Source organism: Phenylobacterium sp. (genome assembly GCF_031984885.1).
Taxonomy (GTDB): domain Bacteria; phylum Pseudomonadota; class Alphaproteobacteria; order Caulobacterales; family Caulobacteraceae; genus Phenylobacterium.
On record NZ_DAMABV010000001.1, the window covers coordinates 387,951 to 403,739 of the forward strand.

The following is a 15,789-nucleotide window of genomic DNA, read 5'->3' on the forward strand; positions in this document are numbered from 1 at the left end:
TTGCCCTATAGTCGAGCCGCCATGATCCTTCAGAACCTCCCCGGCCTGCTGGCCGACGCCGCAGCCGCCGCCGAGACCTATGTCGCCCATGCCCGGGAGGCCGTCGCCGCGCGCGTCGCCCGGGAAGGCCGGCTGGACCGCGCCGCCCTGGACCGTGAGCAGCACGTGGCCCACGGCCTGGCCTGGGCCGCCGCCTATGCCGAAACCCTGCGCCAGACCGCCGCCTGGGCCGGCGCGCTGGACGCCGAGGGGAAGCTGGGCGAGGCCGAAGCCCTGCCGGCCCAGCTTCTGGCCTTCGAGTACCTGAGCCAGTTGGCCGGCGGCCTGCCGATGAACCAGGGCGAGACCTTCCGCCCGGGCGACCTGGGCCTGGAGCCTGGCCCGCTGGCGGCGGTCGTCGCGCGCCTGGCGCCGGGCGCCTCCCAGGCGGTGAAGACCCGCATCGTCGAACTGCTGGAGACCGCTCACGGCCGCCCGTCGCTGGAGGCGAGCGGCCTGGACGAGACCCTGGAACACATCCGCGACCAGTTCCATGCCTTCGCCGAGGAGAAGATCGTCCCGTTCGCGCACGGCTGGCACCTGCGCGACGAGTTGATCCCGCTGCCGCTGATCGAGGAGCTGGCGGCCCTGGGCGTGTTCGGCCTGACCGCGCCCGAGGCCTATGGCGGCTCGGGGCTCGGCAAGGTCGCCATGTGCGTGGTCTCCGAGGCGCTGTCGCGCGGCTGGATCGGGACCGGGTCGCTGGGCACCCGCTCGGAGATCGCCGCCGAACTGATCCTCGCCCACGGCACCGAGGAGCAGAAGCAGCGCTTCCTGCCGGCCATCGCCAGCGGCGAGATCATCCCGACCGCCGTCTTCACCGAGCCGGAAGCCGGGTCCGATCTGGGCTCCCTGCGCACCCGCGCGGTGCGCGAGGGCGACGCCTGGAAGGTGACCGGCGCCAAGACCTGGATCACCCATGCGGCCCGCGCCGACCTGATGACCCTGCTGGTCCGCACCGACCCGGCCTCCAAGGACCATCGCGGCCTTTCGATGTTCCTGGCCGAGAAGCCCCGCGGCACGCCGGCCGATCCCTTCCCCGCGCCGGGCATGGGCGGCGGCGAGATCGGCGTGATCGGCTATCGCGGCATGAAGGAGTACGAGATCGCCTTCGACGGCTTCAGCGTGCCGCACGAGCGCTTGCTGGGCGGCCAGGAGGGCCAGGGCTTCGTCCAGCTCATGGTCACCTTCGAGAGCGCCCGCATCCAGACCGCGGCCCGCGCCATCGGCGTCGCGCAGTCGGCGCTCGACCTGGCGGTCGACTATGCGATCGCCCGCCGGCAGTTCGGCCGTCCGATCTCGGACTTCCCGCGCGTGGCCAACAAGCTCGCGATGATGGCGGCCGAGCTGCTGGGCGCGCGCCGCCTCACCTGGTTCGCCGCTCGCGCCAAGGACGAGGGCCGCCGCTGCGACCTGGAGGCCGGCATGGCCAAGCTGGTGGCGGCCCGGATCGCCTGGGCCTGCGCCGACAACGCCGTGCAGATCCACGGCGGGACCGGCTTCGCCACCGAACAGCCGGTCAGCCGCGTGCTGGCCGACGCCCGCATCCTCAACATTTTCGAGGGCGCCGGCGAGATCCAGGCCCAGGTCATCGCCCGGCGGCTGCTGGAAGGCGCGAACTAGATCCCGGCGTTATTTTGGCGGAGCGCATGCCAATATAGCGCAAGCAGCCGGCTACACGATTTCTTGATGGCTATTGCCGCGCGCCTTCGGAGGCGTCGCCTCGGCGCTTGCGAGCTCGACATTACTGCGGCTCGCCTTGGACAGATGTCCAGTTCGACCTGGACACCCGCCGCCGCCCAGACCCGAAAATAAACCTGCGAGGGGGATGAGGTTTCGCCGCGTATCCACGTCTTGGGTGTGCCACTCAGGCGCACACCCAGCATGCGCCATACGAGAACAACTTCCAGCACCCGGCGTTTTGCGAGCATGCTCAGCGACTCTCGATCTTTTGGGCTGTCGGGAGCCCGACTCGACGGCCGCCGGTTTCACAGGAAAACGCCGGTCTGCGACGCTGCGCCACACGGCAAAGCCTGGCGCGGCGCGCTACATGCAGCCTTCGTACTCGCATCGTGGAACGAGTTCGCTGAACGCGCTCAACCAAACCCTTCGCTTGGACGCGCCGTTGCGAAGGGCTAAGAGGAATCTGTGGTCATGACGACCTGCGACACCGCCGTCCGTCTCCCCCCGGGCGGCATACTAGCCGTAGAAAACCCGAGCCGGCTCATGGCTGAGCTGCGCGACGCCGCCCTCCTGGGGCTGCGTCCCGCGCTGCGAGGCGCCGATCGGATCGCAAAGGTAGTGAAAGAGTATTGCGTAGAGTTCGAACAGCCGATGGCGATGGCTACGGCGAGGATCGCCCGATGAAACACGTCTCCAGCAACATCGAAGTCGCCGGCGAGGCCCAGGTCCGCGTTCCGACCCGCCGCGCCCTGGCCAAGCAGCAGACCCGCGCCAAGGTGCTGGCCGCCGCGCGCCGCCTGTTCTCGGAAGCCGGCTACGAAGGCGCCACCATCCGTGACATCGCCGCCGAAGCGGGCATGTCGACCGGCGCCGTCTTCGCCAACTTCACCGACAAGTCGGACCTGTTCCGCGAGATCATGGTCGCCGACATGGAGGCCTTGGTCGAAGCCATGCGCGACGGCGTTTCGCGCGGCCGCGGCGTCGACGACACCCTGCTGAAGCTCTTCGTCGCCGGCTATGCGTTCTACAAGAGCCGCCTGCCCCTGGCCCGCGCGGCCTTCGGCATTTCGTGGATGCCGGAACAGGGCCAGGAACTGCGCGACCTGGCGCCGGTCCAGGAACTGCAGGACCTGTTCACCGAGCAGTTGAACCTGGGCGTCGAGCGCGGCGAGCTCTCGCAGGAAGCCGAGGTGAAGCTGCGCAGCCAGATGCTGTTCGACTGCTACCTGGCCAACTACCAGGAAGCGATCTTCGGCGGCTGGAGCCTCGAAGCTCTGCAGGCCAAGTCGAAAGATCAGATCCGCGTGATCCTGGCCGGCGCTCGTCGCGGCTGATCGCCCGTCTAGACTGATCGAGGCGAGATCTGTTCCGAATGGTCCAGGTCTCGCCTTTCGATTTGCCTGAACAGTTTCAGGCTTCTGCTCCGCGGCGAACTGTCGCATCTTCCCACATGACACATTCCCGGCGCGGGATTCGCCCTAAGCACTCCTCGGGGCGTCTGCACGAGCGTTGCAGGCTGGGGGGAACATTTGAGCGTACGTAAGTCCCAGAAGGAGGCGACGCGCCAGCGCGTGCTGGACGCCGCCCGGGAACTGTTCGAGGTCAAAGGCTTCGACGCCACCACCGTTCGCGAAATCGCCAGCATGGCGGGCGTCTCGGTCGGCAGCGTCTTCACGACCTTCTCGTCCAAGAACGACATCCTCAGCCAGGTCATGGCCGACCGGCTGGACGCGCTCTACGCCGAACTGGACCGGCTGGCGCCGCACCTGCGCGGCTCGACGCCCGACCGGCTGCGGTCGATCTTCGCCATCCACTATGCGTTCGAGACCCGCCGCACGCGGCTGTTCCTGGCCCACATCGCGGCCGCCTACAACTGGACGCTCGGCCCCTCGAGCCGCCCCTACGGCCGCAACCAGCGCCTGCGGCTGGTGATCCGCGACTGCCTGGCCGACGGCGTCGCGCGCGGCGACGTCGATCCGGGCGCCGATCTGGAGGTGGTCGTGGACGCCCTGGTGGCCTGCTACGCCTGGACCTACCGGCTGGCCGCCTGGGAAGACGCCGACGCCGACACCATGAGCAAGGTGATGGATCGGCACATCGGGCTGATCGCCGCCGGATTTCGTCCGCCGACGCCTGCGAACCAATAGGCCCAGGCGCACGATCTCGGCTAAGATCGCGGCATGAATATCTTCACCTACCTGATCCCGATCAGCCTGGCGGCGGTGACCATCACCCTGTTCGTCGGGCTCTATGCGCTGTTCCGGGGCGGCGAGTTCGGCCGCTCGTACTCCAACAAGCTGATGCGGCTTCGGGTGGTGCTGCAGGCCATCGCCATCGCGGTGCTGGTGCTCGCCGTCTGGTGGCGCGCGAAGTCGGGCGGCTGACCTTGGTCACGCTCAACAAGATCTACACCCGCACGGGCGACGACGGCTCGACCCGCCTGGCGACCGGCCAGCCGGTGTCCAAGGCCTCGCTGAGGGTCGAGGCCTATGGCGCGGTCGACGAGGCCAACGCCTGCCTGGGCCTGGCGCGGCTGCATGCCACGGGCGAGCTCGACGCCATGCTGGCCCGGGTGCAGAACGAGCTCTTCGACCTGGGCGCCGACCTGGCCACCCCGCCGCGGGAGGGTGAGACCCACGTCCTGCGCATGGTGCAGTCGCAGATCGACCGGCTCGAGCGCGAGATCGACGCCATGAACGCCGAACTGCCGGCCCTGACCTCGTTCATCCTTCCGGCGGGCACGCCGGCGGCGGCCAACCTGCATCTGGCGCGGACGGTGGCGCGGCGGGCCGAGCGCATCGCCGTGGCCATGGTCGAGTCGGGCGAGAGCGTCGGGGCCGAGGCGATGAAGTACCTCAATCGGCTGTCGGACTTCCTGTTCGTGGCCGCCCGCTATGCGAACGACCGCGGGCGCGCGGAAGTCTTCTGGCAGTCCGGCGCGACGCGTTAGGGCCTGGCGGCGGCCTTCTCCGCCGGCTTCTCGGCGCGTTCCTTGGCCGCGTCGGCCTTGGCGGCGGCGCGGGTCTTGTCGTCCTTGATCACCCGGCCGGTGATGTCGGAAATCAGGATCGGATGCGCGCAGGTGCGGCTGCGCCAATCCCACCAGTCGCCGGCTTCCTCGCACTTCTGGCCGGGCCACACCCAGCCGACGTGATAGACGAAGGTCCCGGCGCTCAGGACGATGAAAAGGCCGAGGAAGATCAGCTTCAGCCGGTCGATGGTACGGTTCATGGGGTGCTTCTAGTCTTCGCGTGAGAGGCCTGCTAGCGGCTTCGTTCGCCGAAAATGCGGCGAACTGTGATCCCTCGCCGACTTGCAATGCTCGGCGGAACCGTTATGCCGCATCCGACCGAATTTTTCGCAAAAACAAATTTGAGGCGCTAGCTACCCATGAAGGTGTTGGTCCCGGTCAAACGGGTGATCGATTCAAACGTCAAGGCCAGGGTGAAGTCCGACCAATCGGGCGTCGACCTCGCCAATGTGAAGATGTCCATCAATCCCTTCTGCGAGATCGCAGTCGAGGAAGCCGTGCGCCTGAAGGAGAAGGGCGTCGCGACTGAAGTGGTGGTCGTCTCCATCGGCCCGGCCCAAGCTCAGGAAACCCTCCGCCAGGCCCTGGCCATGGGCGCGGACCGCGCGGTGCTGATCCAGACCGACCAGGATCTGGAGCCGCTGGAAGTCGCCAAGGTGCTCAAGGCGGCGATCGCCGAAGAGAACCCGAACGTGGTGATCATGGGCAAGCAGGCCATCGACGGCGACAACAACGCCACCGGCCAGATGCTCGCCGCGATCCTCGACTGGCCGCAGGCGACCTTCGCCTCGGCGATCGAGCTCTCGGCCGACAGCGCCAAGGTGACCCGCGAAGTCGACGGCGGCCTGCAGACCATCGAGGTCGGCCTGCCCGCCATCATCACCGCGGACCTGCGCCTGAACGAGCCGCGCTACGCGTCGCTGCCGAACATCATGAAGGCCAAGAAGAAGCCGCTGGACGTCAAGGAAGCCGCCTCGCTGGGCGTCGACCTGAAGCCGCACCTCAAGGTCCTGAAGGTCGCCGAGCCCGCCAAGCGCTCGGCCGGCATCAAGGTTGAAACCGCCGGCGACCTGGTCGCCAACCTGAAGACCGCGGGGGTGCTCTAATGGCTGTTCTCGTCATCGCCGATCACGACAACGCGTCGCTGAAGGACTCCACCAACAAGACGATCACCGCCGCGCTGGCCCTGTCGGGCGACGTGGACGTGCTGGTCGCCGGCAAGGACGCCAAGGCCGCCGCTGACGCCGCCGCCAAGGTGGCCGGCGTCCGCAAGGTGCTGCTGGCCGAGAGCGACGAGCTGGGCCAGGGCCTGGCCGAAGCCGTCGAAGCCACGGTGGTTCCGCTGATGGCCGGCTACGACGCCGTCCTGACCCCGGCCACCTCGCAGGGCAAGAACTTCAGCCCGCGCATCGCCGCCAAGCTGGACGTCGCCCAGATCTCGGAAATCGTCGAAGTGGTCGGCGCCGACACCTTCGTGCGCCCGATCTACGCCGGCAACGCCCTGGAAACCGTCCAGTCGTCGGACGGCAAGAAGGTCATCACCGTCCGCGCCACCGCCTTCAAGGCGGCCGGTGAAGGCGGCTCGGCCTCGGTCGAAACCGTTCCCGCCGGCGCCGTCTCGGCCAAGGTGAAGTTCGTCGACCAGCAACTGGTGAAGTCGGCGCGTCCGGAACTGGCCGGCGCCAAGATCGTCGTCTCCGGCGGCCGCGCCATGGGTTCGGCCGACGAATTCCAGAAGGTCATCGAGCCGCTCGCCGACAAGCTCGGCGCGGCGGTCGGCGCCTCGCGCGCCGCGGTGGACGCCGGCTACGCCCCCAACGACTACCAGGTCGGCCAGACCGGCAAGGTCGTCGCCCCGGAACTGTACATCGCCGTCGGCATCTCCGGCGCGATCCAGCACCTGGCGGGCATGAAGGACTCCAAGGTCATCGTCGCGATCAACAAGGACGGCGACGCGCCGATCTTCCAGGTCGCCGACTTCGGCCTGGTCGCGGACTACAAGACCGCGGTGCCGGAACTGATGGACGCCCTGACCGCGGCCGGCAAGTAAACCAGGCCAGGTTCCAGGAACCGGACGATCAAGGGGCGGCCCCGCAAGGGACCGCCCCTTTTTCACGCCTGCCGCCAGCAGTCGCCTGGCGGGGCGACAACCCGAAACTTCGCCGCATACACGCATGGCGCGACTGGCTGCCGGCCGAAGCCCGCCAAGCGGCGGCCCTGAATCCCCGATCCGTCAAAAGGCTACGCTGCGTCGCAGCAAAAGCCTTGGCTAGGGCGCCGTTCCGCATGTTAGAAACCCGTCGCAAACGGGCGCGCCGGGGAGCACGCCCGTGTCATTCGAGGCTTATTTCGGCATGGTTCAGATCAAGTCGGTCGGCATCATCGGCGCGGGTCAGATGGGAGCGGGCATCGCTCATGTCTGCGCCCTGGCCGGATACGACGTCCTCCTGCACGACGTCAGCGAAGAGCGGATCCTCGCCGGGCGCGCGCTGATCGAGAAGAACCTGAGCCGCCAGGTGGTGAAGGGCGCCATCGCCCAGGACGCCATGGACGTGGCCATGGCCCGCATCCAGCCGGCCCCCGAGCTCCAGGCCATCGGCGCGACCGACCTGGCGATCGAGGCGGCCACCGAGAACGAAGAGGTCAAGAAGACCATCTTCAAGGCCCTGACCCCGCACCTGGGCGCCAATACGATCCTGGCCTCCAACACCTCGTCGATCTCGATCACCCGCCTGGGCGCGGCGTCGGATCGCCCGGAACGCTTCATCGGCCTGCACTTCATGAACCCGGTGCCGCTGATGAACCTGGTGGAGATCATCCGCGGCATAGCGACGGACGCGGCGACCTACGAGACCGCGGTCAATTTCGCCAAGTCGCTGGGCAAGACCACCGCCAACGCCGAGGATTTCCCGGCCTTCATCGTCAACCGCATCCTGGTGCCGATGATCAACGAGGCGATCTACACCCTCTACGAAGGGGTCGGCACCGTCGACGCCATCGACACCGCCCTGCGGCTGGGCGCCAACCATCCGATGGGCCCGCTCGAACTGGGCGACTTCATCGGCCTCGACACCGTGCTGTCGATCATGAACGTGCTCTACGAAGGCCTGGCGGACTCCAAGTATCGCCCCTGCCCGCTGCTGGTGAAATATGTCGAGGCCGGCTGGCTGGGCCGCAAGACCGGCCGCGGCTTCTACGACTATCGCGGCGAAAAGCCCGTCCCGACGCGGTAATCCACCGGCGAACGCTTCGGAATGGTGAAGCGTTGGTTAATCCATTCGACTTGTCGACCCGACGCATCCGATAATCCAAGCGATTCGGATTCTGCGGGCTCATGCGACAGTTCACCTCGGTGGCGCTATCGGCCACCTATCTCTGTCTAGCGCTGATCGTCGCCCTGCTCCTGTGGCGGAACGGCGGCGGCTGGGCGGCCGGCGTCGCGGCCCTGGTCGGCGGCCTTGGCCTGTGCTTCGCCGTGCACGGCCTGATCCTGCAATCCCTGAAGCTCCGCACCCTGCGCAAGGAACTCGACGCCGTGCGCGAGGCCCAGCGCGTCATGCTCTCGCAGATGGAGCAGGTCGACGCGCGGATGACCGAGGTCGCCGACGCGGTCAGCGACGACGCCGGCCGGTCCGAGGCGCTGGAGGACGAGGTCCACATGCTGGAGGACCTGGTCCAGCGCATGGGCCAGCGCCTGGAGGAGCGGGTCTCGGCCAGCGCCCTGCACGCGCGCCAGGAGCCGGGCCTGCACCGGCGCCAGTCGGCCGCCCTGCTCGACACCGTCCGCGAGGCCCTGGCCGAGAACCGCGTCGACCTCTACCTGCAGCCGGTGGTCGGCCTGCCCCAGCGCCGCACGATCTTCTACGAGAGCTATTCGCGCCTGCGCGACGCCACCGGCCGGGTGATGATGCCCGCCGAATACCTGGCCGTCGCCGAGCCCGAGGGCCTGGTCACCTCGATCGACAACCTGCTGCTGTTCCGCTGCGTGCAGATCGTCCGCCGGCTGGCCAAGCAGGACCGCAAGGTCGGGATCTTCTGCAACATCTCCATCGCCAGCCTGGGCGACGAGACCTTCTTCCCGCAGTTCCTGGAGCTGCTGGCCGCCAACCGCGACCTGTCGGGGGCGCTGATCTTCGAACTGGGCCAGGCGGCGTTCGACGCCCGCGGCTCGGCCGAGGCCCGCAACATGGGCAAGCTGGCCGACCTCGGCTTCCGCTTCTCGCTGGACAAGGTCACCGACCTCGACATCGACTTCCAGGACCTGGCCCGCTCCGACGTGAAGTTCCTGAAGATCGCCGCGCCGTTCCTGCTGGACGAACTGGTCGAGACCGACGAGGGCCTGATCCTGCGCTCGCTGCCCGACCTGGCCGCCCAGGACTTCGCCGCGCTCACCCGCCGCTACGGGGTGGAGATCGTCGCCGAGAAGGTCGAGAGCGAGCGCCAGATCGTCGACATCCTCGAACTCGACATCGCCTACGGCCAGGGCCACCTGTTCGGCGAGCCGCGCGCCATCCGCGACGCCGTGCTGGCCGAGGCCGACACCCCGGCCGCCGAACCGGCGCCGGCCCCCGTCGCGCGCACCCGCGGCGGCGTGGGCGTTCTGGCCCGCAGGCCCGCCGCGGCCACCCGGATCTGACACGCCGCATTGACCCGCGGGCCTGCGACCGCTACCGCCGCAGGCCATGACCGCGCCCCAACCGATCACCGGCCTGTCGGCCCTCGCCGACCGCTACGACGTCCTGCTCTCCGATGTCTGGGGCGTGATCCACAACGGCCGCGAGAGTTTCCGCGCCGCCTGCGAGGCGCTGGCCCGCTGGCGCGCCGAGCGCGGCCCGGTGATCCTGATCTCCAACGCCCCGCGCCCCTCCAGCGCCGTGCATTCCCAGCTCGACCAGTTGGGCGTCCCGCGCGAGGCCTGGTCGGCCTTCATCTCCTCGGGCGACGCCACCCGCATCCTGCTGAGCGGGCGTGCGCCCGGCCCGGCCTGGGCCATCGGCCCGGAGAAGGACGCGGCGCTCTACGAGGGCCTGGACCTGGCCTTCGCCGGCCCCGAGCAGGCGGCCTTCATCTCCTGCACCGGCCCCTATGACGACGACGTCGAAGGGCCCGACGACTATGAGGAGCGCTTCAAGGTCGCCCTGGCCCGCGGCCTGCCGATGATCTGCGCCAATCCCGACATCGTGGTCCAGAAGGGCGACCGGCTGATCTATTGCGGCGGCGCCCTGGCCCAGCGCTACGAGCAGATGGGCGGGCAGGTGATCATGGCCGGCAAGCCGCACGCCCCGATCTACGACCTCTGCCTGACCGAGGCGCAGATGCTGCTGGGCCGGCCTCTGGACCGCGCCCGGGTGCTGTGCATCGGCGATGCGGTGGCCACCGACGCCAAGGGCGCCAACGACCAGGGCCTGGACGTGCTGTTCGTGGCCAGCGGCATCCACGGCACCGAGACCATCGGCCCAGGCGGCGTCGACGCCGGGGCGGTCGAAACGCTGCTGGCCCAGGACGGCGCGCGGGCGACCTACGCCATCGCCGATCTGGCGTGGTGAGCAAAAGCCGCTAACTAGAAACCGGACAGGGAGCGGATTGCGGGTGCAGGGGCTTTTCTTCGAAGACTTGAGCGTCGGCCAGTCGGCCGAGACCACCAAGATCGTCGGCGCGGCCGACGTGGAGGCGTTCGCCGCCGTGTCGGGCGACACCAATCCGGTGCACCTGGACGAGGCCTATGCGCTGACCACCCCTTTCCAGGGACGGATCGCCCACGGGATGCTGTCGGCCGCCTACATCTCGGCCGTGCTGGGCACCAAGCTGCCGGGGCCGGGCGCGATCTACATGACCCAGTCCCTGCGCTTCCGCCGCCCGGTGAAGATCGGCGATCCGGTCGTCACCCGCGTCACCGTCCAGGCCCTGGACGAGCGCCGGGGCTATGTGACCCTGGCCACGCTCTGCCAGGTCGACGGCAAGACCGTGGTGGACGGCGAGGCCGTGGTGGTGGCGCCGCGCCGCCCGAAGGACGCCTGACCCCATGCGGATCGTCCATGGCTGGAAGGGGCTGGAAACGGCCGACAAGGGCGCTTCGGTGGCGCTGGGCAACTTCGACGGCGTGCATCGCGGCCACCAGCGGGTGATCGCGGAGGCGGCCAAGGCCGCCCAGGCCCTGAAGGCGCCGCTGGGCGTGATCAGCTTCGAGCCGCACCCGCGCCAGATCTTCCAGCCGGACGCCCCGGCCTTCCGGATCATGAACACCGACCAGCAGGCCCGCGCCCTGGCCGCCCTGGGCGTCGACGTCTTCTACGTCCTGCCGTTCGACCAGGAGATGGCGAATCTGACCGACCGCGAGTTCGCCGCCCAGGTGCTGCATGAGGGCCTGGATGTCCGCCACGTGGCGGTGGGTTTCGACATCTCGTTCGGCAAGGGCCGCACCGGCAGCCCCGAGCTGATGGCCGCCTATGGCCGCGAGCTGGGCTTCTCGGTCTCGGTGGCCGAGGCGCTGGGCGACGGCGCAGCGAAGTTCTCGTCCAGCGGCGTGCGCGCGGCGCTGCGCGAGGGGCGGCCGCAGGACGCCGCGGCGATCCTGGGCCGGCCGTTCGCCATCGAGGGCGTGGTCGAGCACGGCCGCAAGCTGGGCCGCACGATCGGCTTCCCCACCGCCAACGTCGCCCTGACCGACTATGTGATCCCCAGGCTCGGCGTCTACGCCACCCGCACCCGCCTGCCAGACGGGCGCGAGATCGCCGGCGTGGCCAATATCGGCGTCAACCCGACCGTGCCCGGCGAGATCGCCCCGCGGCTGGAGGTCTGGCTGTTCGACTTCGACGAGGACCTCTACGACCAGGTCATCGAGACCGACCTGGTGGCCTATCTGCGCCCCGAGGAGAAGTTCGACAGCATGGACGCCATGGTCGAGCAGATCCACGCCGACGCCGCCCAGGCCCGCGCGCTGCTGCTGCCCGAGTTCTAGGGCGACGCGGCGCGGCCACGCCAAAGGCCGTCGCCGAGTCGGTTGCGCTTTTTGCGGCGGGGCGGCGCCTCATTCGTCGGGCCCGGCGCGAATGGGTCCCGGACAAGCCCTGCGGGCTTTCCGGGATGACACGGGAAGAACGCCCGCCGGAGAAAAAACAGGTGTCATCCCTGGGCGTTCCTAGTCCTCGATCGCCAGCACCTCGATCTCGCGAGCGCGGTCATCGGAGCCTTCCCAGCGGAACACGTCGCCGACCGCAAGGCCGATCAGGGCCGCGCCGATCGGGGCCAGGACCGAGATGCGGTTCTCGTCCACGTTCGCCTCGCCCGGCAGGCCCACGCGCACGGTGCGCTCGCGGTCGAGCGCCAGGTCGCGATAGGTGACCTGCGAGCCCAGGCGCACGAACTTGGCGCGGCGGTCGGTGTCGGAGACGATGGAGAACCGCTCCAGCTCCTCCAGCAGCAGGCTGGCGCCGGGCATGGGCGCGCGCGAGGCGCTGCCGATGGCGGCGAGCTTTTCGAAGTCGGCTTCGGTGACCCGCACCTTGGGGCGGGGCTTGGTCTTGACGGCCATGGAATGGCTCCCTGTTCTGTTCAGGCCGCGCTGGGCGGCGTGTCGTCGTCGTCTGGATCGGGCTGCACGGTCGGCGCGCGCCGGCGGGGGAAGGCGATCACCGTCTCCGCGGGCGGGTCCGAATTCCGGGCACGGGAAAGTACACCCGCAGTATCTGTGGGCGGCGGCCTACGTTCTTGCATGTCACGATGCTCCCCGTGACGAAGCGTCACGGTCAAAAAGCCAGTGATCAGGATTTCGGATGCAGCATCCCCGAACTCGCGGCGCGCAGCCGCTATGAGTTCGGGGCTAGTCTCCTCCGACTAGGCGTCCCGCATGGTGCGCTCGGCGCGGCATGTTCATGCAAATACACATCCTGATTTGATCCTGACCGTCCCGGGTCTGGATGTCAAATCGCCGCCGCCCGGCCCGCGGCGGCGGCCAAAGGGGCTCGCGCGCATCGGCGCCCTCTGCTACAGCCCCGGGCATGACTTCGGTTCGGAAATCCCCGCGAATTATTCGCCCGGCGTGACGCCGCCGGACGATCGCTCCAGCGCGCGCCGGGCACCACCCGCTAGTCCCTAAGTTCCGAGCCCAGCTGGAAAGTCCCATGGCCGACGACGCCGAAACACCTTCGCGCGACTATCGCGAAACCGTCTTCCTTCCGGAAACCCCGTTCCCGATGCGTGCGGGCCTGCCGCAGAAGGAGCCGGAGATCCTGGCCCGCTGGGCCAAGGCCGACCTCTACAACGCCATCCGCGCCGAGCGGCAGCGCGCCGGCGCGCCGCTGTTCGTGCTGCACGACGGCCCGCCCTACGCCAACGGCGCGATCCATATCGGCCACGCGCTGCAGAAGACGCTGAAGGACTTCGTGGTCCGCTCGCGCTTCCTGCTCGGCTACGACGTCGACTACGTGCCGGGCTGGGACTGCCACGGCCTGCCGATCGAGTGGAAGATCGAGGAGGAGCTGCGCGGCCAGGGCCGCCGCAAGGACGAGGTCTCCAAGGCCGAGTTCCGCACCCGCTGCCGCGATTACGCCGAGAAGTGGATCGGCGTGCAGATGGCCGGCTTCAAGCGCCTGGGCGTCCTCGGCGACTGGGAGAACCGCTACGCGACCATGGACTATTCGAGCGAAGCCGCGATCGTGGCCGAGTTCCACAAGTTCGTCGCCAGCGGCCAGCTCTATCGCGGCTCCAAGCCGGTGATGTGGAGCCCGGTCGAGCGCACCGCCCTGGCCGACGCCGAGGTCGAGTACCACGACCATGTCTCGCCCACGATCTGGGTGAAGTTCCCGGTGGTCGAGGGCAGCGACGCGGCCCGCGGCGCCAGCGTGGTGATCTGGACCACCACGCCCTGGACCATCCCCGCCAACCGCGCGATCAGCTATTCGGACTCGGTCGACTACGCCGTCTACCAGGTCGAGGCCATGGAAGAGTGGCTGGAGTTCGAGCCCTGGGCCAAGGCCGGCGACAAGCTGATCCTCGCCGAGAAGCTGGCGCCGGACGTGTTCAAGGCCGCCAAGATCGCGAGCTGGCGCAAGATCGAGACCATCGATCCGCAGGGCATGGTCTGCGAGCACCCGCTGCACGCCCTGGACGCCCACTATGCGTTCCAGGTGCCGCTGCTGGACGGCGACCACGTCACCGACGACGCCGGCACCGGCTTCGTGCACACCGCGCCCGGCCATGGCGCGGACGACTACCTGGTGTGGCTGGCCCACGGCCATCGCGACATCCCCGAGACCGTCGATCCGGACGGCGCCTACTATCCGCACGTGCCGCTGTTCGCGGGCCTCAAGGTGCTGGAGACCGAGGGCAAGAAGGCCGGCAAGTTCGGCCCGGCCAACGGCGCGGTCATGGAGAAGCTGATCGAGGCCGGCGCCCTGCTGGCCCGCGGCCGGATGGAGCACTCCTATCCGCACTCCTGGCGCTCCAAGGCCCCGGTGATCTTCCGCAACACCCCGCAGTGGTTCATCCGCATGGACGAGCCGGTGGACACCCCGCAGCTCGGCGGCCGCAGCCTGCGCGAGACGGCGCTGGAGGCGATCGAGGCGACGGCCTTCTATCCGGCCGCCGGCAAGAACCGCATCCGCTCGATGGTCGAGAGCCGCCCCGACTGGCTGATCAGCCGCCAGCGCGCCTGGGGCGCGCCGCTGGCCATGTTCGTCGACAAGGAGACCAACCAGCCGCTGCACGACCCCGAGGTCGACGCCCGGATCATCGAGGCGATCAAGGCCGAGGGCGCCGACGCCTGGTTCAACCGCCCGGTCGCCGACTTCCTGGGGCCCCACGATCCCGAGCGCTACGAGAAGATCGACGACATCCTCGACGTCTGGTTCGATAGCGGCTCGACCCACGCCTTCACGCTGGAGAACCGCGAGCACACCCACTGGCCGGCGGACCTCTATCTCGAGGGCTCCGACCAGCACCGCGGCTGGTTCCAGTCCTCGCTGCTGGAAAGCTCGGGCACCCGCGGCCGCGCGCCCTACGACGCCATCCTCACCCACGGCTTCACCATGGACGAGAACGGCGAGAAGATGTCGAAGTCCAAGGGCAACGTGGTCGACCCCGAGGTCGTGATCCGCGAGTCCGGGGCCGAGATCATCCGGCTGTGGGCGGCGATGATCGACTATTCCGACGACAGCCGCATCGGCAAGACCGTGCTGCAGACCACCGCGGACGCCTATCGCAAGCTGCGCAACACCGTGCGCTACATGCTGGGCGCCCTGGCCGACTACTCGCCCGACGAGGCGGTCGAGCTGGAGCAGATGCCGCCGCTGGAGCGCTTCGTCCTGCACCGCCTGTGGGAGTTGGACGCCCAGGTGCGCGCCGGCTACGAGGGCTATGTCTTCCAGGACGTCATCCGGCCGGTCATCGAGTTCTGCCAGAACGAGCTGAGCTCGCTGTTCTTCGACATCCGCCGCGACAGCCTCTATTGCGACCGCCCCGACGCCCTGCGCCGCCGCGCCGCGCGCACGGTGATGGAAGCGGTGTTCGAGCGGATCACCGCCTGGCTGGCCCCGCTGACGCCGTTCACCATGGAAGAGGCCTGGACCACCCGCTATCCGGACACCCACTCCAACTGCCTGCGGCAGATCCCGGAGACGCCGGCCGAGTGGCGCAACGACGCCGAGGCCGAGCGCTGGGCCAAGGTGCAGCAGGTGACCAGCGTGGTCACCGGCGCGCTGGAGGTCGAGCGCCGCGAGAAGCGCATGGGCGCGGCCCTGGAAGCGGCGCCCCGCGTGCACGTGGCCGACGCCGAGCTGCTGGCCGCCTTCGAGGGCCTGGACGCCGCCGAGGTGTTCCGCACCAGCCAGGCGACCCTGGTCCAGGGCGAAGGCCCGGCCGACGCCTTCCGCCTGGCCGAGGTTCCCGGCGTCGCGGCCGAGCCGCTGAAGGCGAAGGGCCGCAAGTGCGCCCGCTCCTGGCGGATCCTGCCGGAGGTCGGATCCGATCCGCGCTATCCGGACCTGTCCCTGCGTGACGCCGACGCGGTCGCCGCCTGGGACGCCGCGCGGGCTTGAGCC

Annotated in this window: 15 protein-coding genes; 13 read left to right on the forward strand and 2 right to left on the reverse strand. The window is 69.0% G+C overall.

Features of this window, described 5'->3' with window-relative positions; genetic code table 11:
• Window positions 1–21 precede the first annotated feature (21 nt).
• The 5 genes from RTL41_RS01925 (at window position 22) to RTL41_RS01945 (ending at window position 4,672) form a co-directional block, all read left to right on the forward strand.
• Window positions 22–1,662: an acyl-CoA dehydrogenase family protein gene (locus tag RTL41_RS01925; protein ID WP_312160785.1), complete on the forward strand. Its 1,641-nt coding sequence runs from the start codon at window positions 22–24 to the stop codon at window positions 1,660–1,662.
• 740 nt (window positions 1,663–2,402) lie between these two features.
• Window positions 2,403–3,056, forward strand: coding sequence for a TetR/AcrR family transcriptional regulator (locus RTL41_RS01930; RefSeq protein ID WP_312160788.1), 654 nt, complete (start codon window positions 2,403–2,405; stop codon window positions 3,054–3,056).
• A 195-nt stretch (window positions 3,057–3,251) separates the two neighbouring features.
• Window positions 3,252–3,869 (forward strand): TetR/AcrR family transcriptional regulator, encoded by a 618-nt coding sequence (locus tag RTL41_RS01935; protein WP_312160791.1) that lies wholly within the window; start codon window positions 3,252–3,254, stop codon window positions 3,867–3,869.
• Between the two features lie 33 nt (window positions 3,870–3,902).
• Window positions 3,903–4,106, forward strand: a complete 204-nt coding sequence (locus RTL41_RS01940) for a twin transmembrane helix small protein (protein ID WP_312160792.1) — start codon at window positions 3,903–3,905, stop codon at window positions 4,104–4,106.
• A 2-nt stretch (window positions 4,107–4,108) separates the two neighbouring features.
• Entirely contained in the window at window positions 4,109–4,672 is a 564-nt protein-coding gene (locus tag RTL41_RS01945; RefSeq protein ID WP_312161354.1) for a cob(I)yrinic acid a,c-diamide adenosyltransferase, read from the forward strand.
• On the opposite strand, the gene RTL41_RS01950 is transcribed toward RTL41_RS01945, so the two are convergent.
• Window positions 4,669–4,953 (reverse strand): hypothetical protein, encoded by a 285-nt coding sequence (locus tag RTL41_RS01950; protein WP_312160794.1) that lies wholly within the window; start codon window positions 4,951–4,953, stop codon window positions 4,669–4,671. The two genes, RTL41_RS01945 and RTL41_RS01950, sit on opposite strands and share 4 nt — an antisense overlap.
• 159 nt (window positions 4,954–5,112) lie before the next feature.
• Between RTL41_RS01950 and RTL41_RS01955 the strand changes: the two genes are divergently transcribed.
• The 7 genes from RTL41_RS01955 (at window position 5,113) to RTL41_RS01985 (ending at window position 11,711) form a co-directional block, all read left to right on the forward strand.
• On the forward strand, window positions 5,113–5,859 hold the full coding sequence (locus RTL41_RS01955) for an electron transfer flavoprotein subunit beta/FixA family protein (RefSeq protein WP_312160796.1): 747 nt from the start codon (window positions 5,113–5,115) through the stop codon (window positions 5,857–5,859).
• Complete coding sequence (locus RTL41_RS01960; protein ID WP_312160798.1) at window positions 5,859–6,803, forward strand: electron transfer flavoprotein subunit alpha/FixB family protein; 945 nt, start codon at window positions 5,859–5,861, stop codon at window positions 6,801–6,803. Before RTL41_RS01955 ends, RTL41_RS01960 begins: the two co-directional genes overlap by 1 nt.
• A gap of 304 nt (window positions 6,804–7,107) precedes the next feature.
• Window positions 7,108–7,986 carry a 3-hydroxybutyryl-CoA dehydrogenase gene (locus tag RTL41_RS01965; protein WP_312161356.1) on the forward strand — a complete coding sequence of 293 codons (879 nt, stop codon included), beginning with the start codon at window positions 7,108–7,110 and terminating at the stop codon, window positions 7,984–7,986.
• Between the two features lie 101 nt (window positions 7,987–8,087).
• Complete coding sequence (locus RTL41_RS01970) at window positions 8,088–9,389, forward strand: EAL domain-containing protein (RefSeq protein ID WP_312160799.1); 1,302 nt, start codon at window positions 8,088–8,090, stop codon at window positions 9,387–9,389.
• A gap of 46 nt (window positions 9,390–9,435) precedes the next feature.
• Window positions 9,436–10,299, forward strand: a complete 864-nt coding sequence (locus tag RTL41_RS01975; protein ID WP_312160801.1) for a TIGR01459 family HAD-type hydrolase — start codon at window positions 9,436–9,438, stop codon at window positions 10,297–10,299.
• Between the two features lie 43 nt (window positions 10,300–10,342).
• On the forward strand, window positions 10,343–10,771 hold the full coding sequence (locus RTL41_RS01980) for a MaoC family dehydratase (RefSeq protein WP_312160803.1): 429 nt from the start codon (window positions 10,343–10,345) through the stop codon (window positions 10,769–10,771).
• Between the two features lie 4 nt (window positions 10,772–10,775).
• Window positions 10,776–11,711 (forward strand): bifunctional riboflavin kinase/FAD synthetase, encoded by a 936-nt coding sequence (locus RTL41_RS01985; protein WP_312160804.1) that lies wholly within the window; start codon window positions 10,776–10,778, stop codon window positions 11,709–11,711.
• Between the two features lie 180 nt (window positions 11,712–11,891).
• On the opposite strand, the gene RTL41_RS01990 is transcribed toward RTL41_RS01985, so the two are convergent.
• On the reverse strand, window positions 11,892–12,284 hold the full coding sequence (locus tag RTL41_RS01990; RefSeq protein ID WP_312160805.1) for a GreA/GreB family elongation factor: 393 nt from the start codon (window positions 12,282–12,284) through the stop codon (window positions 11,892–11,894).
• Between the two features lie 589 nt (window positions 12,285–12,873).
• Between RTL41_RS01990 and ileS the strand changes: the two genes are divergently transcribed.
• Complete coding sequence (gene ileS / locus RTL41_RS01995) at window positions 12,874–15,786, forward strand: isoleucine--tRNA ligase (protein WP_312160806.1); 2,913 nt, start codon at window positions 12,874–12,876, stop codon at window positions 15,784–15,786.
• The last annotated feature ends 3 nt before the right edge of the window (window positions 15,787–15,789 follow it).